The sequence below is a fragment of the Streptomyces sp. NPDC047974 genome (assembly GCF_040653375.1).
Classification (GTDB): Bacteria; Actinomycetota; Actinomycetes; order Streptomycetales; family Streptomycetaceae; genus Streptomyces.
The window spans coordinates 60,198-78,928 of record NZ_JBEZNU010000016.1 but is presented as its reverse complement, the minus strand read 5'-3'; the positions used below and the strand labels follow the sequence as shown (position 1 = coordinate 78,928).

Sequence of the window (18,731 nt, the reverse complement as noted above, 5' to 3'; positions counted from 1 at the left end):
TTTCCGGGCGCACTGGTCAGCGGCGCGGCGGGCGACTGCGCGGGGCAGGGACGGCAGGGCGCGGCGGCGCTGCGGATGCGTTCCGTCCGCTGGCGGGGCGGGCCGAGGGCCTGTTCGGCCGGGTGTCGGCCTGCTGGCGATGAGTAGCTTCCCCTGGGTGGGCGGGGAGCTGTGCGATCCGGCGCAGGCGCCAAACCAGGACGTCGTTCACGTCCGCGGCGGTGTCGAGTTCGCGCATGTCGATGGCCTGCTGAAGGAGGACCTCGGGGTCGTGTCCTGCTGCTTCGGCCTGGGCGAGGGTGGCGGCCAGGGCGTCCGTCTTCGTCGGGGCGCCTTCTGTTCGGACGTCCTGTTCCTTCAGGAGTGTTCGGATGGTGCTCTCGTACTTCCGCCGGTCGGCCTCGGGCAGGGCGCGGCCTTGGTCGTGAAGTGCTCGCATGGGGGTGTTGGCGGCGAGGCGGTAGGCGGTGCGGAGGTGTTGGGCGGTCTGCCGGGCGGCGTGGGCCTGCTGGGCGTGGCCGTGGGCGGAGTGCCAGCGGGCGGCGGCGAGGGCGACCAGGACGAGGGTGGAGACGAGCATGGCGGTGGTACCGCCGTCTTCGCCGCGCCCGAGGGCGCCGCCGGCCTGGATGATGCCTCGGGCGGCGGAGCGGATGGCTCGGGTGTCGGCGCGTTCTGCTCGCACGTGGCTGCGGGTCGCACGTTCGAAGGATCGGGCGGCGGCGACCAGCTCGGCGCGGGTGGCGGCGGGGGAGGTCTGGGCGAGGGCGTCGAGGAGTTCTCCAACGCCGACGAGGTGGGCGGCGGCCTCGTCGTCGTCGCGGTCGAGGAGGCTGGCGGCGTGCTCGGCGGTGCCGGTGGCGCTGCGTCGTGCTCGGGCGGGCGGGGACCAGTCCGGTCGGCCTTCGGCGGTGGGCGTTGTCTGGTCGGTGAGGCCGTCGGCCAGGTGGTGGCGGATCTTCGGAAGGGACAGGTCGGGGGCGAGTTTGGAGCCGGGGTACCAGATCGGGTCGCCGCAGCGGTTGCGGTCGCCGGGGAGGGCGACGTTGTAGCCGAGGGCGTCACCGGACGGTGCGTGGCGCACCTTCACGCGCAGGCCCGCCTCGTGAAGGCGGGTGAAGAACTCCTCTTCGGTGGCGGCTCCCGCGAGGGCCTGGCGGACGGCTTCGCGGAGCGTCTCGCGGGAGGTTTCGGGGCGGCCGGTGCGTTCGGCCTTGAACTTCTCGGCGCTGGTGGGGTTCTTCGCTGCGGTGCCGTCGCCGGCGTTGAGGCGGCGCAGGCCCATCTCCTTCTCGATACGCCGGCACTCCGCCTGGGCCTTGTTGAAGTCGTAGTTCAACCGCGGGTTGCGCAGGTCTCCGCGGACCAGGGTGGCGACGATGTGGATGTGGTCTTCCGCGTGGCGGACGGCGATCCACCGGCAGCCGTCGGGGTCACCGTCCGGTGCGATGCCGGTGGCGTGGACGATGCGCTGGGCGACGGCGTTCCACTCCTCGTCGGAGAACCGCCGGTCGCCGGGGGCGGTGCGGACCGAGCAGTGCCACACGTGCTGGGCGGGCGCGCGGTCGCCGGCCTGCTTGACCCGGAGGTCGAGGGCGGCGGTGAGGCGGGCAAGGGTGACCTGCGGGTCGGGGTCGCGGCCGGGGTCGGGGGCGAAGCCGTCCCAGGAGCCGACGAGGTGCGCGTCGGTGTGCTCCTCGCGCCGGCCGGGGCCGTAGAGGTAGACGAGCAGGCCGTGGGTGCGCGAGCCGCGTCCGATGTCGGGCACCATCACAGCCTCCTGGTCACCAGGTCGTTCGCCGCGTCGTCGAGGCGTGCGAGAAGCCGGGTGAGGGCCGTGAGGGCGTGGTCGAGTTCGCCGAGCCGCGGGCGGCTGCCGCTGTTGAGGACGTAGGCGATCTGATTGATGTTGTTGCCGATCCGGGCCAGGGCGGTTCGCAGGGCGGCGAGTTCGTCGATGGCCGCGTCGAGTTGTTCGTTGGTGTGCAGGGCGGTCGAACCGCGGGCGGCGGCAAGGCCGGCTGCAGCGAGGAAGCGGGCCACGGTGACGTTGCGCTGTGCGGCGGCGGCGTCGATCTCGTCTTTCTCGTCGTCGGAGAGGCGGGTGGTCGTCTTGCGGGTGCGCTCGCTCGGGTTGCGGCTGCGGCGGCGCGGTGTGCGGTCGGGGAAGGCGGGCGTGCGCGGGCTCGGCTGCTCACGGTGGTCGTCGTGGTCGGCTTCTCCCCCGGTGACCGGCGCCCCCTGGTGCCGGCTGCCCGGCTGGTCCCCGTGCGCCCTCGCTCGGGGACCAGCCGGGCTTCCCCCGCCCTCCGGGGCGGGGGCAAGTGCGTGCGACGGGCCGTAGGACCGTCGTACGCGATAGCTTGCTCCGCCAGGAGCCGTCGTCGGGTCACGCTGGTCTCCGGCCGGGGTCGCTGCCGGGTCGTCGGTGGTCACCGGCTCGTCTCGGGGTTCTGCTGCTGGATTTCGCGGACGAGTTCCTCGATCCAGTCCATGGCGAGGACGGGGTGGTGGAGGGTCCAGGGGCGGTCGTGCTGCTCGCGCTGCACGATCCAGGTGGTGTCGGGGCCGGCCTGGGCGTGGTGGACGTGGCCGTACTGGTGCAGGACAGTCAGCCAGGAGTCGACTTCGGCGGGCGTGGCCGGGTGAGTGCGCATCAGGTGTGCTCCGCTTCCGTTCGGGAGGAGTGTCCGGAGCGGGTGGAGGTGACCGGCTGTCCGTGCTGGGCGCGGAGCTGGGCCATCAGGGCGGTCAGGGTGTCGCTGGAGAGCGGGATCTGCTGACCGCGGATCGCCTGGGCGACCACCTTGCGGGTCAGCTTGTCCTGGGTCCTGACCGCTGACCGGGCGATCTTCAGCAGCTCCTCGGTGTCCGGGTCAGGCCGCCGGTCACCGGGTGTCCGGGTGACCCGGTCAGTGACCGTCGGCTGGGTGACCGGCTGACCAGGATCCGCTGTCAGGCTGTCCTGGTCACCAGTGACCGGGGCAGTGTCCTCGGCGCGGTCAGTGACCGGCCGCGCCGTGTCCGGCTGTCCGGGCAGGGCAGCGGCCTCGTGCCGCTGACCGGAGTGACCGGGGTGACCGGTGACCGGCGTCGGGCTGTCCGCCGGGGTCGTGTCCCCGGTCAGTGACCGGGGGGCGGGGGCCTTCTTGTCCAGGGACAGCGGGGGCCGGTCGGTCAGCGCGGTGACCGGCTGACCGGGAGTGACCTGACCGGCCGCCGGCTGCTGCTGACCGACCCGGTCGGTCCGGGTGACCTCGACGGCCTCGCCCCGGTCGACCTGACCCAGCTGACCGGGGTGACCGAGGTCCTCGCGGTCACTGCTCTTGACCGGCCGCCGGGCGATGAGGATGTAGAGGTGGACCGCTCCGGCCAGGGCGAGCGGGGCGATGGTGGACAGCACCGCGACCACCGTGTCTCCGAGCCGGAGGCCGGTGTCGGCGACCGTCTGTTCGTTGAGCCGGACGGCGTGGAGGGCGTTGGCCCAGATGCTGGCGGCGGTGGCCGTGCCGAAGAGCGTCCAGACATAGAGCCGGGCGCGCAGCGGCGCGTCGCGCAGGACCAGGAGCGCCCGGACGCCGTAGGCGATGAACCCGTCGATCACCAGGGGGAAGAGGTAGGTCAGGAAGCCCCGGATGTGGATGGCAACGGCCATCTGCTGGAGGGCGTCATACGACAGGGCGCAGCCCGCGCCGCCGAGGGCGATGACGACCGCTCGGTCCCAGCCGGATATGTGCGCCGTCTTCGGCGCGGTCGTGGCGCTCACGCCGCCGTCCCGAAGTCGTCGCGGCCCAGGCGCTCGCCGCCGGCCTCGGACGGGGCGGCGGTCGTCTCGGGCTGGATCAGGTCTCGGTTGCGCAGGGCTCGGCGGTGTTCTCGGTACAGCTTCTTGGCGTGCTCCTCGGTCACCTTCAGGAGCCAGGCCAGGCGCTGGGTGGTGAGTCCGTGCCGGTAGGCGGCGTGGACGACCGCGGTGCGCTCGGCAGTGGTGAGGTGGACGTCGCGTCCGGAAACGGTTTCGTTGACGCGGCTGTAGTCGAGACGGTCGGCGATCTTCTCGTGGAGGGGTCGGCGTTCCTCCTCGGTCAGCCCGCCTCGAATGCCGTTGGCGTCGTTACCTTCCAGGGCAGCGTCCAGGCAGGTGCGGCGGACCGGGCATTGGTTGCACAGCGCCTTCGCGGTGGCGATCTTGTCGATCTCGTCGGGGTCCGGGAAGAAGGCCTCGGGGTCCACCGGGTTGTACTCGGTGCTCTGGCAGACGGCATCGGTCTGCCAGGTGTGGTCGCCGAGCGACCGGTGGCGGGCAGGGCGGATCGTCGTGCTGGTCATGCGGGGTGCTCCGATCGCTCTCCGCGCGCAGGGGCGTCGGCGGAGAGGTGCGCTGGGTCGGGGAGTGCTCGGGCGGCGCGCAGCGGGCGCGGTCCGGCATGGTGATCTGGGGCAGGTCAGGCCGCGAGGCGGTGCCGTCTGCGGTCGATCTGCTCGAACTCGACCCGGGTGGTCATCTGGGCGAGCCGGGAGGCGACGCGGTCGCCGAGCTGGGCCCGGAGATCGCTGATGCGCAGGTTGGTGGTGATCAGGGTCGGAAGCTCGTAGTTGTACCGGCGGTTGATCAGCCGGTACGTCACTTCCTCGGTCCAGTCGCTGGCCTTGGCCGCGCCGAGGTCGTCGAGGATCAGCAGTGGGCAGCGGCTGACGGCGGCCAGCTCCCGCTCGCTGTCGGCTCCGGGTCGGGGCCTCAGGTCGGCGTACAGGTCGGCGGCGGTGGTCGCGCGCCAGCGCACGCCGACCCCGCTCTGCACCAGTCGCCGGACCGCACCGTACGCCTGGTGCGTCTTGCCCGCGCCGACGACACCGGCCATCAGCAGACTGGGGCCGGTGGCGACCTGCCGCCGGGCTCCCCGGTTGGGAGCGACGGCGGCGTCGGCGACGGTGTGGACCCAGGCCAGGACCTGGGGGTGGTCGGCGACGGCGGCCCGGTAGCGCGGGGGCATCCCGGCCGACAGGGCCTCCAGAGGGGAGACGGTCTCGTCCTCGGCAGGTACGGCGACGACGGCGGGGTCGATGTTGCGGGCGGCCAGGATCCGGGCCATCCGGTCCAGGGTGCCCTCGCCGAGGGTCTGCGGTTCGCGGTGGCGGGTGCGCATCACAGCTCCTCGGCGTAGGCGGCAGCGGCGTCGGACGGATTGGTCCACGGTTGGGGGGCGGGCACGTTAGGTCGGATTCCCGGCTGGCCCAAACCGCCGGCTCGTCCGTTCATGGCCTCGTTGACCATGCTGGTCAGCACGCTCGGGTGCTTGGGGTTGGCCGCGAAGTTCGCCAGTCCGGCGCGGACGTGTTCCGGCGCGATGCCCTCGCCCAGGAGCTTCTTGGTGATCCGGCCGAGGTGTCCGATCACGTCGCTGGGCGGACGCTCATCGCATGCGGCGACGTACTCGCCGACGAGCTGGCTGGCCGAGACACCGACTGCGGGCGCTGTGCGCCCCGTAGGAACAAGAGATCCAGGATCCAAGATCCTAGATCCAGGCGCCGAGCCCTCTCCGAGGTTTCGGGGAAGGCTCGGAGAGGGCTCGGAGAATGAGCCCTGGCCTGCTCTTTTCACTACTCCGTGGTGGCGCACGTCGACGATGTCGTCGAAGGCGACCTTGCGGGTGGCGGAAGCCTCGTCGGCGTGCTCGCCAGGGATCGTGGCGGCGAGCTCGGGCGAATCGAAGGTTAGGAGAGCATTCGACGACGCCTCGGCGAGCCCTCGGGGAACCGTATTCGGGTCCTCGGTGCGCTTGGTGCAGGCCCCCTTGCAGGGGGCGCACCGAGCGGCGGCCTGGTGTTGCGGGCAGGACGGCAGGCGCGACTGGCTCGGCTTGTCGATCTTCTGGTGCTCGGACCAGGTCACGATGTGGAGGTAGCGGCGGCCGTCGCAGCCCGTGTACCGGCAGACGAGGCCCGCGTTCGCGAGCTGGTGGAGGTCGTCCTCGACGTGGACCGAGGTGTGCTCGGCCCGAAGAGGCCAGAGGAGTCCAGCGATGATCGCGGCGTTGTCGCGGTGGCGGCCGTGGTCGTCGGCCTGGGTGAGCAGTCCGAAGAAGGTCCGCTCGGCCTCGACGCTCACCTCGGCGAGCGACTCGGAGACGAATGCCTCCGGCTTGATGGTTCGGATCCGCGCCATGTCAGCGGCCCCGGCCGGCGGCGACCAGGTCGCTACGGGTGAGAGTGGCGTCGGCAAGGTCGAAGATGTGCGGCCGGCCCCACTCCGCCTCCGGCCAGACTCGCAGGATCCAGCGGGCAGCGACCCTGAGGGTCGTACGGTTCGGTTCCATGACCTTGCCGGCTTCGTCCTGGACGATGGCGTGTAGGTGGGGCCACCTTTGCCGGGGATCTTTGAGGCTGACCCGAATCGTGGCGGCGCCCGGGATTATGGAGGCGAGCTGGGCAGCGAGGCGGTGCTGTCGATCGGCATCCGGGCAGGCCAAGGTTCCGCTCGGCAGGGCAAGCATGCGATACTCCGTTGTTCGTTGGAGCGCGGCGCGGTGGTTCTCGTGCAAAAGCCCCGCCGCCCGCGTGATGTGAATGGGCACCTCTCGGGGTGCCGGCCCGGCGCTTGGGAGTTGGTAGCTCCTGGGCGCCGGTTTTCTTTACGCGATCGCGTCACGGACTGCTTTTCGACATCGATCGCCTCCTCCCTTGCCTGCCACGACGGGCGCGCAACCTCGCCGCTGAAGGAAGGCGTGCGAATCCCGCTGTTTTTCGGTAGCCTGAAGCTATCCCGATTCAAGCAAAAGGTCAACGCGCCGAGATTTCTTCGGTTCACCCAAAAACGAGGTCTGATGCCAGCTCGCCGCTTCGATAGAGCTCGTGTGCGCTCCGTACGTCGAGCCGCCGAGATCTCGCAGTCCGACGTGGCATCAGCCCTGGGCGCTGCGGATTCGACGGTGGCCGGGTGGGAGCTCGGCTCATCCGTACCGGATCAGGAGAAGTTGCCCGCTCTCGCGCGGGTGCTCCATCAGCCTCTGAACGACCTGTTCCCCCGCGAGGGTTTGCCCGACCTCACCGACCTACGGTGCGACGCCGGCCTCTACAGGTACGAGATGGCAGCGGTCATCGGTACGAAGAGCGACGGCCCGGTGGCCGGCGCGGAACAGGGAGTGCGGCGTCTCAAGGACCGATACCTCCCTTTCCTGGCCGAGGCGTATCACGTCACCGTGGACGAGGTGAGACGGGCGCAGGACCGGTCGATGGCGAAGGCCCTCGGCGAAAGTGTGGAGAACCAGACCGTCGGCACCGCGGCGAACGAGAAGCTGCCGCAGACGCTCCAGGAGAAGATCACTCTTCTTCTCGAGAAGTCCTTTCCCGGTCCTGAAGGGCCCCCCGGAGACGCGGAGATCGCCACAGCGATCAACGCGCACGCGGGCGGAAACGTCATCACGGGCACTGGAGTCCGCGATCTCCGGACAGGTGCATCGGAGGCAGCCACTCCCCTCGTCCTGGAGGGCCTCGCCGACTTTCTCGGTGTCACGCCGCTGTACTTCCAGCCCGACGACCAGGTGGCTGCGCAGGTGTACGAGGGGCTCCAACTGCTCGCCGCCCACAGGGAAGGCAAGGTGGGGCGGGTACGTGCCCGTGGCGCGGGCGCGCAAGGCCTGCCGCCGAACCTGTTGGCGCTGGTCAGCGACCTCGTCGATCAGATGCAGCACAAGGGCGAGGCGGGCGGACGGGAGTAGCAGGGGCTGGTGTCAGTCTCCAGGCCCCTGCCACCTCCGCTCGCCTACGCCCGGCCCTCCAAGGGGCGACCGGCGCAGATCACCGTCCTGATCGCCGAAAGGTCGTTCAGGTCCGCGAGAGGGTCCCCGTCCACCACCACGAGGTCCGCTTTGTAGCCGGCCGCGATCCTGCCTGTCGTACGACCGAGACCGAGCGCCTCGGCGGCGATCGACGTGGCCATGTCGAGGATCCGGCCGTTCTGCAGTCCCAAGTGAGCGTAGAACGACAAGGCCGGCACCAGGCCGTCGAACGAGGCGCGCTGCACTCCGGCGTCCGTTCCGGCGATGAGCTTCACCCCGGCTTCCGCCATCCTCCGGACGAGGTCGAACATCGCGTGCGCCTTTTCCTCACCGAAGAAGCGGGGCAACATCTGCCAGTGGGGGCTGACCGCCGGACAGACGGCGATGCCCTTCTCGACGATGCGGGCGACGACTTCCTCCTGGAAGTCGAACCCGTCGCCCGCCATCCACGTGCAGTGCTCGATCGTGTCCACGCCGGCCGCGACCGCGGCCGTAATACCCGGGGTCCCGTGGGCGTGTGCCGCCACAGGGAGGCCTGCCGCATGAGATTCCTCAACCAGAACGGCGAGATCGTCGGCCGAGAACTGGGACTCCCAGCTTCGGGGACCGCCCTTGGTCAGTCCCCCGCCCGTGACCATGGCCTTGATCACGCCCGCTCCTGCGGCTACGTTCCTCCGGACCAGCGCGCGGATGTCCTCCTCGCCGGCGACCTCCCCGCCCAGAAAGTGGCAGTGGCCTTCGGGAGTTGTCAGTGGGGTGCCGGCGGAAACAAGACGAGGCCCTACAGCCGCACCCTCGTCGATCTCGGAAGCCAGCCGCAGCACGAGACCGTTCCGGTCGCCGAGGTCACGAGCGGTCGTCACCCCACTGCGGAGGAGATCCTCCGCTCTCTTCCGCATGTCGGCGAGAAGGCTCTCGTCGCTCGACTGGGAGAGCGTGGCGACGGGGTCGGGCCCGCCGTCGAAGGCCAGGTGCACATGGGCATCGATCAGCCCGGGCAGCAAGGTCCCGTCGAAAGCGACGCGCTCGGTGCCGGGCCTCGCCTCTGCGACGACCGCCTCTTCGGGCCCGACGGCACGGATGGTGTCGCCCTCGATGAGGACGGCTCCGTCCTTCAGATAGCGGCCGGATCCCACGAGGACCCGCTTCGCGACAATCAGCATCTCGTCTCGCTTCCTTCGGTCACGCGGCATGGCGAAGGGCGTCGGACACGGCGATCAACTGCCGCACGTCCGCCTCCCTGTCGTCGCCGAGGGTCATGGCCAGCGGCATGGCATGACGGGGCGCGGGTGCGCCGTCCCCGATCTGTGCAGCCGCCAGGCGGAGTCGTGCCGCCAGTTCGGCGGGGTCCCGGCTCAGAGCAGCCCCGTCGGTCTCATGACCTCCGACAGAAAGGTAGGGGCTGATGTCCACGAGGCCGTCCCGACACTCCACAATGCGCCGGTGATAGCGACGATGGACCTTGCGCGCCCGCCAGCGATCCCGGAAGGCCGGCGAGGCGGCACCGAGTACGTTCTCCGGGTAGGCCTCGGCGAGCAGCTGCCACAGCGGCTCCAGCCGTCGGTGATCACGACGGTGCCGGACCCAGAGCCGGATCGACGCGATCCGGGTCCGGACGCCCGGGTAGGTGATGCCCGCGACGAAAAGCAGGATCGCCACCACGAGCAGCAGCGCCACTGCCGACATCAGCGAGTGGGTCACCGCCCCGCCGCTCCAGCGGACGGCGACGAAGACCGCCCGGACGCCGCAGGCGCCTGCCATGATCGCCAAACCGGCGGCGGCCATCCATAGACCGGTGGAGTGCGGCCGCCGGGACAGCCGCGCGAACTGGTACGTCCAGCGCGCGGTGACGGTCAGGGCGTACATCAAGTAGAGGCCGGCGCCACCATAGAAGAAGGCGATCTGCGGCACCGTCATGTCGGCGGTGCTGAAAGAGCCTTCGAAGACGGAGTGCGGCACGGTGAGGGCGGCGACCGAGATGGCCGCGCCGACCGCGAATGCCAGGACGGCTTCAAAACGAGCGCGTCGCCTACCGGCACTGCCCTCGGCGGAGTAGAGGTAGAAGCAGAGCAGGAAGTAGACGGTCGCCAGCAGCAACAAGTTCTGAATGAGCTTCGCGGCTCCGTGGCCCGCGACGGTGTCCACACCCGTGGCTCCGCCCGGCATGGCGACGGGGTACGAGAGGGCTGCGCTCACCAAACACAAGGTCACCGACCGCAGCGGCAGATCGTCGGGGGCCTTGGAGAACTGGTAGACCTTCCAGCCCACCGCGGCGGCCAAGCCGAACAGGATGATCTCGGTCACGCCTACAGCCATCCCTGTCGGTCGCCGAGGGCCTTCTCGACGCGGCTGACCGCAGGGTCCTCGGAGAGGGGGACGTTCCTCAGCTTCGAGGCCCATTCCATGATGATGGTGGCGGCGAGCTCTACGGAGCACTCCTCATCGGAGTCGTACGAACAACGGCGGGACACCCGCTGGATCAGCTTAGGGTCGAGCACCGGAAGCAGCGTCGCCCAGCCCTCCACGTAGTCATCCGGCTCCTCAGCGGCCCTACCGCTGTCGGCGGCTTCGTCGTCGGCCAGGATGATGTGCCCGACCTCATGCAGGATGATCAGTTCCTGGTGGAACCGAGTCGTTTCCTGCTGGTAGAGGATGACGTCCATGCCGGGCGTATCCACCCAGAGACCGGACGGACCGGGCTTCTCCAGCGGCGCGGCCTTGAGCACGATGGGGCGCCCCCGTTTCTCGGCCAGCGCCCGACAGAGCGCCTCGACGTCCAGAGGCGGCCGGACACCCAGTTCCTGAAGCTCGCGCCGAAGTCGACGGTGCAGGTCCGACTCCACCGCTCGAGAGGCGGTGAGGCGCCAGCGGCGGTGCGCCCTGCCGTCCTGCCGCCCGATGTGAGGAATGGGCGCCGTGCGCGCGCCCTTGCCCGAGAACATGTCTTCCCTTTCTAACGAGCTGGTTGATGACCCCCGAGCTGGGCGACAGCCACGCCCTGGCGTTGATGCGCCGCCGTGCTCAAACCACGGAGCACGGCCCTCACCGACCGAAGAGCGCGTAAGCGAATTCACAGATGGGATGAGGGCGGCGGAAACGCCTCCTGGACATTACGCGAAGACAGCCGCCGGCCCTGGCAAGGGTTACGGCGGCGGAGTCATCGAAGAAGATCACCAGCCTTCGTTCGAGGCAAGATCGAATAAGGCTTTCAGCCCGACTCTTCGGGCCTTTCACCTTCTCACGCGCCTCCGATATTCATACCTACCGGCCGGTTGCGCCCGTTATGAATTCGACATCTTCCTTCGGTTCACACATCGGACAAGCCGGTCAAACCAACCCAAGCTTGTCAGATTGATGTCTTGTCGAGGCTGTTGCAACAGCTACCTCGACGGCGAAAACAGACCGCTTGCCTGTTTCTCCTCCCCCGGCCTGCCCCCTGAGACCTCAGCGCTGGCGCAGGCTCTCCCCTGCCTTCTGGACCGAGCACCTCCTTCGCATGCCCGGTATCCACCAAACCGATGAGCGGCCACATGCCGCGCCTGCCAGAGGGTCGCGGGACACCGAGCATGGAGTGGGCATGCGTTACCAACCGTAAATTCGGCGCGCACAGCACACCCGGGAAAATGCCGGTCATCGCGAACCGCTTGATCGTGTCGCCGGTCTCCCCGAAACACCCGGGCAGCTTTCGGAAGACGGAGCGCGACGTCTCAGCGAAGCCGTCCAGGCTGCCGTTCGTGTGGGCGTCCGGCTCCACGAGGGCGACGATCTGCTCGTCACCGCCTCCGCGAGCTGCGGGACCAGGCGGTCGCGGACGCCGCCCACGGCCATGCACTTCCCTCGCTTCGTCGCCACCACGAAGCAGTGGTCACAGGGCGTTGCGCGGCTCGCAGATCTGGACGAGCGCTTTTTGGTTGGGGGCGTCCACGGCCGTCCGAAAGTAGCAGGATGCGGCCTGCTCCCCCGTGATGATGGCGCGTCCGGTCGCGAAGGACCTCCACATGTCGCAGGGGGCTCCCTGCCCCCGGCCGGGCGATCGGGACGGAAGTCTCAGGTGTCGCGCCGCGCGCCGTACTCCACGACCAGCTCCTCCAAGCGCTGGATGCACGGGTCGCACGCGTAGAAGGGGCCGTGTCCGTGGTGCTCGCTGGAGACCGGGCCGAGCCACATCACCGGCTCGTCAGTGCCCTCGCACCGCCAGCACAGGCCGATAACCCACTGCCGGTCAGCCACCGGCCGACCCGTGGAAGATGCCCACGTAGAGAGCTCCGAGGATGGACCCGAGGACGAGGCAGTAAACGACTTGGATCTTCGTGTTGCTCACTGTTGGCTCTCCGCGGTCTGCAATTCGGCCCACACCCGTTTGCCCCAATGCCGGCGCTCACAGCCCCAGCGGGCGGAGAGCGCGGCGACGAGGTCCAGGCCGCGGCCGCCCTCGGCGCACGGGCCCGTTTCCCTCCGGACCAGCGGGCGCCGGTCGAGGTCTGTCACGGCGACCTGAACGCGATCGTCCTCGACGCGGGACACGCCGACCCGGATCGAGCCGCCGCGCGTACGGGCGTGCACGACCGCGTTGGTGGCCAGCTCAGAGACGACCAGCTCAGCCCGGTCCGCCAGGTCCTTCGGAAGCTCCCAGCGGTCGAGGGCAGCGATGACCAAGCGCCGCGCGACGGCAACCGACCTCACGTCGCACGGCAGCGTGCGCGACAGGGACGGCTCGTCGGCGGCGAGGTAGAACTCCGGCCGTTGGCGCGCGGGAACCTCAAGCATCTTCGCCCGCTTCCAACGCCGCAGCCTCCGAGCGCTGGAGCCGGCCCCGCTGCACGAGCCATCGGACGATCGCCGGGTCGCACAGCGCGGCCGGGCCGTCCATGGGTACGACCCAGTAGGCGGCGCACCGCGGGTCGGGCTCGGTGATGGTGGTCGCGGGGACGCCGAGGTAGAAGTCGGCGCCCAAGCACTCCGTTTCGGGGACGTCCCACCGGTGCGCGGTGCTGAGCGGGGTGAGGGCGTAGAAGGCCCGACTGTTGCCGTCGAAGAAGCACGGGCCGTCGAGCACTGTCGTCAGGTAGGTCACCAGCGCGGCGCGGTCGGTGGTGCCGGCCGCGGCGAGGACGATGTCCGCCGGGATTCGCACGGCGGTGAAGCTGGTGCCGCAGCGCAGCAGCGCCACGCCGTACTCCGCCCACTCCCGCCGGGCCTGGGGGGCGTCACGTGCTGCGAGTATCAGCCAGGTCTCGGCGCCGGCCGCGCGGTCGCTGCGCGGGTGGACGAACACACCGGGGTCAGCTTCCATCGGTCCGTTAAAGAGGGCCGACCCCGTCGGCCCTCCCCTGGTCCAACCGCCGTTATCGGCGGCCGGACCAGGGTCGTAGGTGCGATCCTTCACACCGTCGTGGCTCGCCATGTAGCGCCCCCGACCTCGTCGTTGATCAGTGTCGGGACCATCGTGGCGAGGTCGGAGGGCCGGAACTCTTTCAGTTCAGTGAGAGTTCCTTTTCCCCCCTACAGGCCGACCCAGGCCGCCATGTTGCCCAGCGTCTCCGGGGTGCGGCGGGAGGTGTGGACGAGGCCGCGCACGGTCTCCCTCGCCTGCGGGTGGTAGCGGGTCGGCTCGGGCGCGGCCCGCCTCGCGGTCCACAGGGACTTGAGCGACGCCTCGGTGTGCCCGAGCTCCATCTCCACGCGGGCCCGGTCGATGTAGTAGTGGGACCGGCGCGACGTCGCCATGCTCGCCGGCAGCCGGATCGCCTTCGCCTGCCGCAGGGCATCGTCGTACCGCCGCATCTCCATGGCGACGCTCATCTCGTGCAACGACACGTTGGTGTCGCCGAAACTGAGCCAGTGGATACGGCTGGCGTCCCCGACCCGTGACGCGTGCTCGCGGGCACTCGCGATGTGGTCGGCGGCCGCGCTCCTGTCTGCGGCCCGCGCAGCGAGGACGGACCCGCCGAGGTGAAGCTGGCCGGCCACCGCGAGTGCTTCGCGGGACTGGTCGCCCGGGCCGAGGACGGCATGGCCGGAGCGGATCAGGCGCCGGCCGATCGCGTACTCGCCTTCCCGGAAGTAGACCAGCGCACGGAAGTACTGCCGTATGGCGGCGAGGCACGGATCCGATGCCCGCTCCGCTGCCCACCCGAGCCGGTCGAGGGCAACGCCCGCGAGGTCGAAATACCCTATCTTCACGGTGACGTCGTGGGCGGTCCGGTAGGCGGCGGCGAGCGCTCGCCACAGCTCCGTGGTCGGCGTCCGCCAGCACAACGCGGTCAGTTCGGTGATGAGGTCTGGGAGGGCAGCCGCGACGGCGTGGAGGTGCGCCGCCCGCACCTGGGCGCACAGATCCTCGACGGCGTCGACCAGCTCGCCGGCGGTACGGGTCGTCAGCGCCGGGTCGTCGCCGAGGTCGTACACGTCCATGGCTTCCCGGATGGGGCGGATGAGTCCCGCCAGGCGGTCCTCTTGCAGTTGGGTCACGTAGGGCTGGCCTGTCAGCACAGTGACGTCGATCCTCAGTGCTCGTGCCACAGCGGCAGTGAAGTCGACGCTGGCCGGCCGTGCTCCGCACTCCACCTGGGTCAGCCAGCTGTACGAGTACGGGATCCGGTCAGCGAGTTCGCGCTGAGTCAATCTCGCCAGCCGACGCTGTTCCTTGATGCGGATTCCGGTGTGGTCGTCGCCCGAGATAGGCATACTGGTACTCCGTTCCTGACTCGACATCTGGAACGCTACGCGCGCCCGGAGCTGCGCGAGACGGCTTCGCCCCCGACTCCCTTGGATCGGGGGCGATTCCATGTGATCGGATAGATCCATGAGTACGCGGACCCTGTACCTGTTCAGCAGCGCGGCGCCCCCCGTCTTCGACATCGCCCGGGTCATCGAGGAGGCACAGGCCGACGGCTGGGACGTCTGCCTGGGGCTCACCCCGAGGGCGGCCCGCTGGCTCCACGAATCCCTCGACGGCCTCGCCGCCCTGACGGGCCGACCCGTCCGCTGGGACTACCGCTCCCCCGGGCAGCCGGACGTCTGGCCCAAGCCGGACGCCATCCTCGTCGCGCCCGCGACCTTCAACACGGTGAACGCCTGGGCGCTCGGCATCACGGACAAGTGGCTCGTCGGCGTCGTCGCCGAGGGCATCGGCAAGGGCATCCCCATGGCGATGATGCCGTGCGTCAACCAGGCGTACGTCGCGCACCCGCAGTTCGAGCGGTCGATCGAGACCCTGCGCAGCGTCGGTGTCCGCGTGGTGTACGGCGAGGGCGGGTTCGTGCCGAACCCGCCGGGGCAGGGCAACCCGGCCACGTACCCGTGGCACGCCGCATTGGAGAGCGTCTCGGACATCTACCGAGGTCCGCAGGAGTAGCAGGCACAGTCGCCCTCCGGCCCGCTCATTCCATGCCGATGGGAGGTCAGACGATCGGGGGGCGTCCGGCCCTGGTGAGGCGGACCACGGTGCGCCAGCTCATCGGGGTGCGTGGTCCATGGCCTCCGCGCAGGCCCTCGCGGAAGCCGGCCGCGGTGGCGCGGAGGGCCGCCCGGTCCCGGAACCGGAACAGGGCGAGCAGGAGGAAGGCGGCGAGGTTGAGGGGGATCAGGGGGGCGGGGAGGTTCCTCTTCGCGAGCCAGACGCGGTTGCGGGCGTTGAGCCGGTAGAAGCGGTCGTGGCGGGCGGGGTTGGTCGCGGGGTGGTGGACGACGATGTCGGGCAGGTAGCGGCCGGTGCCGCCGTAGTCCCACAGCCGCCACGCGAGGTCGATGCCCTCGTGGAACAGGAAGAAGTCGCCGGGCCAGCCGCCGGCGGCGTCGAACGCGCTGCGGCGGATCATGACGACGCCCTCGGCCATGACCGTGACGATGCCGGGCCGGGTCGGGTCTCCGGCGCGCAGGCGGGGGACCCAGCGGCGGACGGTGATCCCGGTGTCGGGGTCGGCGATCCTGGGCTGGGCGTAGGCGAGGGCCGGCTCGTCGCACAGGGCCGCGGCGAGGCGGGCGAGGGCTCGGGGGTCGGGCAGGACCGCGTCGTTGTCGAAGAAGAACAGCAGCTCCCCGTCGACCGCCTGGGCGCCGACGTTGCGGCCCTCGGGGATGCCGACGTTCTCCGCGAGCGTAACGGTCTTGACGCCGGCCGGGACCTGGTCGGGGGCGCAGCCGTTGCCGACCACGACCACGTCCAGGTCGACGCCCTCCTGCGCGAGGAGGGAGCTCATGGCCTTGGGGAACTCGTCGGGACGGTCGTTCATCGTCAGAACGACCGCCCCGACGCGGGGTGCGCCAGTGCTCACGAAGATCCGGTCCTTCTCCGCGCCGGGAACCTGCCCGTCGCCGTCTCGTCATCTGGGAGACGGCCCACCTTAGTCGTGCGGCTGCTCGCGTGCGGCAGCGGTCAGGGCTGCGAGCGCGGCCTCGACGGCGGTGCGCAGGACCGCCTCGGTGCGGGGGTGGTCGCGGCGGGGCCGCCGGTCGGCGAGGCTGTCGGCGACGGCGAGCACCGCGGCGGCGTCGGCGCCGCGGTGCTCGGCGACCGCGAAGACGCCGGCGGCCTCCATGTCCGCGGTCAGGACGCCGAGGGCGCCGTAGCGGGCCACCTCGGCGGCCGTCTCCCGGTAGACGGCGCTCGTGGTCCAGCCCTTTCCCTGCCGGGGCTCGGCGTCCCGTGCGTGCAGGGCGCCGACCAGGTGCCGGGTCAGCCCGGGCGAGGGGTCGGCGTACGGGCCGGGCGGTAGGTAGTGGTGGGACAGGCCGTCGTCGCGCAGGGCGCGGGTGCACACCACGAGGCTGCCGGGGGTGAGGCTGGTGTGAAGGGAGGCGGCGGTGCCGACGGTGATGACGCGGCGGATGCCGAGGGAGAGGAGCTGTTCGAGGACGAGGGCGGCGGCGGGGGCGCCGGGGCCGAAGCCGCCGCAGACCGCGAGGCGTCGGCCGCGCCGCTCGATCAGGCGCAGGTTGCCGCGGACCCAGTCGGTGCGGCGGCCGCCGTAGTTGGCGACCGTGTGGGCCAGGACGCGGTCCTGGTAGACGAGGACGGCGCCGTCGTGATCGGCGAGGTTCGCCTCGGGGGCGCGGGTGCGGACGTGACGGGCGTGTTCGGCCGGGTCCGCGACCGCGGGCAAGGCGTGCTTGCCGGGGTGCAGCGGCAGGACGGGATGGATCACGGGCAGGCCTTCCTCTTCGTGAGCGCGTTCGCCAGCTGCTGCTCGGCGGCAGGGTTGACCGAGTCGACGGTGTGCCAGGGCAGGACGGTGTCGTCCATGTGCCGCAGGTGGTGGTCGTAGTCCAGGCCGCGCGCGGCGAGCGGGGCGGTGAGCCGGTCGCGGGTGATGGTGTGTGGGTCGGTGCCGGCGTCGTAGAGGTCTTCCAGGACGTGGCCGACGCGCCGGTCCCCGCGCAGGCACACCGCCTCTAGGTGCATGCGCGCCGCGGAGGGGCCTTCGACGCGGTAGTGCCGGGCGAAGGCGGCCGGGCCGACGAGGTCGCGCAGACCGTCGGCGATCTGTCGGACGTACTCCTGGACGGTGTCCGGGTCGGCCATGGCCAGGCGCTGGCTGAGGGTGCCGGGCGTGGGCTGGAACTGGGTGATCTTGATGATCACGGCCGTGTCGCCGTCGCCGAGCCGCTTGCGGATGTCGCGGGCGTAGTCGGCGATGGCGTGCCGGTCGGCGGCCGTCTCGCCGGGGGCGCCGACGATGAAGTACAGCATCACGGCGCTGACGGTGCCGCTGGCGCGGCAAAGGTCGATCGCCTTGTCGACCCGCTCGCGCTTGAGGGTCTTGCCGTACAGGGCGACCAGATCCGGGGCGGCGAACTCGGGGGCGAGGGTGACGATGCCCCGGGGCCGGTCAAGGGCGAGTTCCGTGAAGAGGTGCCCGAAGTCGCCGAGTTCGGCGAGGGCCGTCAGGTAGTCGGCGGTGATCTCGTCGGCCCGAACGGATCCGATGATCGTGGAGACCTTCTCGCCCTTGGCAGCGGCCCGGTCGACGTAGGCCCGGATGTGGTCCAGCAGCGCGCGCTTGTGCCGGTACTGGGTGAAGGTGGGGGCGCTGATGATGATCTGGCGGATGCCGTGGGCCTCCAGGCGGTCGATGTAGCCGGTGAGGAGGTCGAGCGGGGCCTGGCGGAACTCGGGGACGCCCAGGGTGCAGAAGTGGCACTCGTGCAGGCAGCCGAGGACCGGGCTGATCACGGCGGCGGTGCCGTCGCTGACCGGGGAGCAGAAGTGCGCGGCCGGGAGCTCGGCGACAGACAGGTAGGGGGCGTGGACGCGGGCCGGAACGGTCGGCGCCACAGGCCGCACTGCGGTCGCACCACCGCCGGGCGCGGGGTCGAAGGTGTAGGCGGCGGGGATGTACAGGCCGGGAATTCGGGCGAGCTGCTGGTGCAGCGGCATCGGACCGGGGACGAGCCGGTGGGCGTGCAGGACGCGCAGGAGCTCGGGGATGGACTGCTCGGCTTCGCCGAGGGCGATGGCGTCGAGGTAGTCGGCGAGCGGTTCGGGGTTCGTCAGTCCCGGGCCGCCGCCGACGACGAGCGGGTGGCGGCCCGGGGCGCGGTCGGCGGTGCGGCGCGGGATCCCGGCGAGGTCCAGGAGCCGCAGCACTTGGTGCAGGCCGCCGGCGTTGGTCACCGAGACGCCCAGGACATCCGCGTCTGCGACCGGCGCCGGGGACTCGATGCTGCGGTACGTCTCCCCGGCGGGCGGCCGCAGCCGGGCGCCGTCGCGGACGAGACCGTCGTACTCGACGGCCCGCTCGGCGACGGCCGGGATTCCGGGGTCGCGGTTGATCAGGTCGTACAGGGCCATCGGGCCGCTGCACATCAGGCTGTAGGCGTGCCCGTACGGCATCGCGAGGACGAACCGCAGCCGGCCGACCGGGTCCTTCGGCTCGTAGGGGTCGGCTAGGGAGATCTCGCGGCCGCGGATGCGGTCGGTCTCCTGCTGGAGAAGGGACATCGGGGTCCTCC

General features: G+C 70.7%; 21 protein-coding genes. 2 read left to right on the top strand and 19 right to left on the bottom strand.

All coding sequences use genetic code 11. From position 1 onward, the window contains the following. Positions 1-16 precede the first annotated feature (16 nt). The 8 genes from AB0E19_RS22965 to AB0E19_RS22930 form a co-directional block, all read right to left on the bottom strand. On the bottom strand, positions 17-1,771 hold the full coding sequence (locus AB0E19_RS22965) for a relaxase/mobilization nuclease domain-containing protein (protein WP_362183186.1): 1,755 nt from the start codon (positions 1,769-1,771) through the stop codon (positions 17-19). Further along, the gene (locus tag AB0E19_RS22960; protein WP_362183183.1) at positions 1,771-2,436 is read right to left on the bottom strand and encodes a MobC family plasmid mobilization relaxosome protein; all 666 of its coding nucleotides are present in this window, start codon (positions 2,434-2,436) and stop codon (positions 1,771-1,773) included. The genes AB0E19_RS22965 and AB0E19_RS22960 overlap by 1 nt, the downstream gene beginning before the upstream one ends. Then, positions 2,433-2,657, bottom strand: a complete 225-nt coding sequence (locus AB0E19_RS22955; protein ID WP_362183180.1) for a hypothetical protein — start codon at positions 2,655-2,657, stop codon at positions 2,433-2,435. The genes AB0E19_RS22960 and AB0E19_RS22955 overlap by 4 nt, the downstream gene beginning before the upstream one ends. Beyond that, positions 2,657-3,766: a DUF2637 domain-containing protein gene (locus AB0E19_RS22950; protein ID WP_362183177.1), complete on the bottom strand. Its 1,110-nt coding sequence runs from the start codon at positions 3,764-3,766 to the stop codon at positions 2,657-2,659. Before AB0E19_RS22950 ends, AB0E19_RS22955 begins: the two co-directional genes overlap by 1 nt. Next, a complete protein-coding gene (locus AB0E19_RS22945) occupies positions 3,763-4,329 on the bottom strand; it encodes a WhiB family transcriptional regulator (RefSeq protein WP_362183174.1) in 567 nt (188 codons plus the stop codon). The genes AB0E19_RS22950 and AB0E19_RS22945 overlap by 4 nt, the downstream gene beginning before the upstream one ends. A gap of 116 nt (positions 4,330-4,445) precedes the next feature. Continuing rightward, positions 4,446-5,147 carry an ATP-binding protein gene (locus AB0E19_RS22940; RefSeq protein ID WP_362183171.1) on the bottom strand — a complete coding sequence of 234 codons (702 nt, stop codon included), beginning with the start codon at positions 5,145-5,147 and terminating at the stop codon, positions 4,446-4,448. Then, positions 5,147-6,166, bottom strand: coding sequence for a hypothetical protein (locus AB0E19_RS22935; RefSeq protein WP_362183168.1), 1,020 nt, complete (start codon positions 6,164-6,166; stop codon positions 5,147-5,149). Before AB0E19_RS22935 ends, AB0E19_RS22940 begins: the two co-directional genes overlap by 1 nt. A gap of 1 nt (position 6,167) precedes the next feature. Further along, the gene (locus tag AB0E19_RS22930) at positions 6,168-6,494 is read right to left on the bottom strand and encodes a transcriptional regulator (protein WP_362183165.1); all 327 of its coding nucleotides are present in this window, start codon (positions 6,492-6,494) and stop codon (positions 6,168-6,170) included. Positions 6,495-6,725: 231 nt separating this feature from the next. Between AB0E19_RS22930 and AB0E19_RS22925 the strand changes: the two genes are divergently transcribed. Further along, the gene (locus tag AB0E19_RS22925; protein WP_362183162.1) at positions 6,726-7,718 is read left to right on the top strand and encodes a helix-turn-helix transcriptional regulator; all 993 of its coding nucleotides are present in this window, start codon (positions 6,726-6,728) and stop codon (positions 7,716-7,718) included. A 44-nt stretch (positions 7,719-7,762) separates the two neighbouring features. On the opposite strand, the gene AB0E19_RS22920 is transcribed toward AB0E19_RS22925, so the two are convergent. The 8 genes from AB0E19_RS22920 to AB0E19_RS22885 form a co-directional block, all read right to left on the bottom strand. Beyond that, positions 7,763-8,941 carry an amidohydrolase family protein gene (locus AB0E19_RS22920; RefSeq protein ID WP_362183159.1) on the bottom strand — a complete coding sequence of 393 codons (1,179 nt, stop codon included), beginning with the start codon at positions 8,939-8,941 and terminating at the stop codon, positions 7,763-7,765. A gap of 19 nt (positions 8,942-8,960) precedes the next feature. After that, positions 8,961-10,082: an MAB_1171c family putative transporter gene (locus AB0E19_RS22915; RefSeq protein ID WP_362183156.1), complete on the bottom strand. Its 1,122-nt coding sequence runs from the start codon at positions 10,080-10,082 to the stop codon at positions 8,961-8,963. Positions 10,083-10,084: 2 nt separating this feature from the next. Further along, on the bottom strand, positions 10,085-10,720 hold the full coding sequence (locus AB0E19_RS22910; protein ID WP_362183152.1) for a hypothetical protein: 636 nt from the start codon (positions 10,718-10,720) through the stop codon (positions 10,085-10,087). Positions 10,721-11,643: 923 nt separating this feature from the next. After that, the gene (locus tag AB0E19_RS22905; protein ID WP_362183149.1) at positions 11,644-11,778 is read right to left on the bottom strand and encodes a hypothetical protein; all 135 of its coding nucleotides are present in this window, start codon (positions 11,776-11,778) and stop codon (positions 11,644-11,646) included. A gap of 47 nt (positions 11,779-11,825) precedes the next feature. Then, positions 11,826-12,008, bottom strand: coding sequence for a hypothetical protein (locus AB0E19_RS22900; RefSeq protein ID WP_362183146.1), 183 nt, complete (start codon positions 12,006-12,008; stop codon positions 11,826-11,828). An 87-nt stretch (positions 12,009-12,095) separates the two neighbouring features. Then, a complete protein-coding gene (locus tag AB0E19_RS22895) occupies positions 12,096-12,545 on the bottom strand; it encodes an ATP-binding protein (protein WP_362183143.1) in 450 nt (149 codons plus the stop codon). After that, entirely contained in the window at positions 12,538-13,071 is a 534-nt protein-coding gene (locus tag AB0E19_RS22890; RefSeq protein WP_362183140.1) for a hypothetical protein, read from the bottom strand. Before AB0E19_RS22890 ends, AB0E19_RS22895 begins: the two co-directional genes overlap by 8 nt. Positions 13,072-13,280: 209 nt before the next feature. Beyond that, positions 13,281-14,465 carry a helix-turn-helix transcriptional regulator gene (locus AB0E19_RS22885; RefSeq protein WP_362183137.1) on the bottom strand — a complete coding sequence of 395 codons (1,185 nt, stop codon included), beginning with the start codon at positions 14,463-14,465 and terminating at the stop codon, positions 13,281-13,283. A gap of 118 nt (positions 14,466-14,583) precedes the next feature. Between AB0E19_RS22885 and AB0E19_RS22880 the strand changes: the two genes are divergently transcribed. Next, positions 14,584-15,135: a flavoprotein gene (locus AB0E19_RS22880; protein ID WP_362183134.1), complete on the top strand. Its 552-nt coding sequence runs from the start codon at positions 14,584-14,586 to the stop codon at positions 15,133-15,135. A 46-nt stretch (positions 15,136-15,181) separates the two neighbouring features. On the opposite strand, the gene AB0E19_RS22875 is transcribed toward AB0E19_RS22880, so the two are convergent. The 3 genes from AB0E19_RS22875 to AB0E19_RS22865 form a co-directional block, all read right to left on the bottom strand. After that, positions 15,182-16,054 (bottom strand): glycosyltransferase, encoded by an 873-nt coding sequence (locus AB0E19_RS22875; protein WP_362183131.1) that lies wholly within the window; start codon positions 16,052-16,054, stop codon positions 15,182-15,184. Positions 16,055-16,123: 69 nt separating this feature from the next. Further along, positions 16,124-16,924 carry a nucleoside phosphorylase gene (locus AB0E19_RS22870; RefSeq protein WP_362183128.1) on the bottom strand — a complete coding sequence of 267 codons (801 nt, stop codon included), beginning with the start codon at positions 16,922-16,924 and terminating at the stop codon, positions 16,124-16,126. Further along, complete coding sequence (locus AB0E19_RS22865) at positions 16,921-18,720, bottom strand: radical SAM protein (protein WP_362183125.1); 1,800 nt, start codon at positions 18,718-18,720, stop codon at positions 16,921-16,923. The genes AB0E19_RS22870 and AB0E19_RS22865 overlap by 4 nt, the downstream gene beginning before the upstream one ends. Positions 18,721-18,731 lie beyond the last annotated feature (11 nt).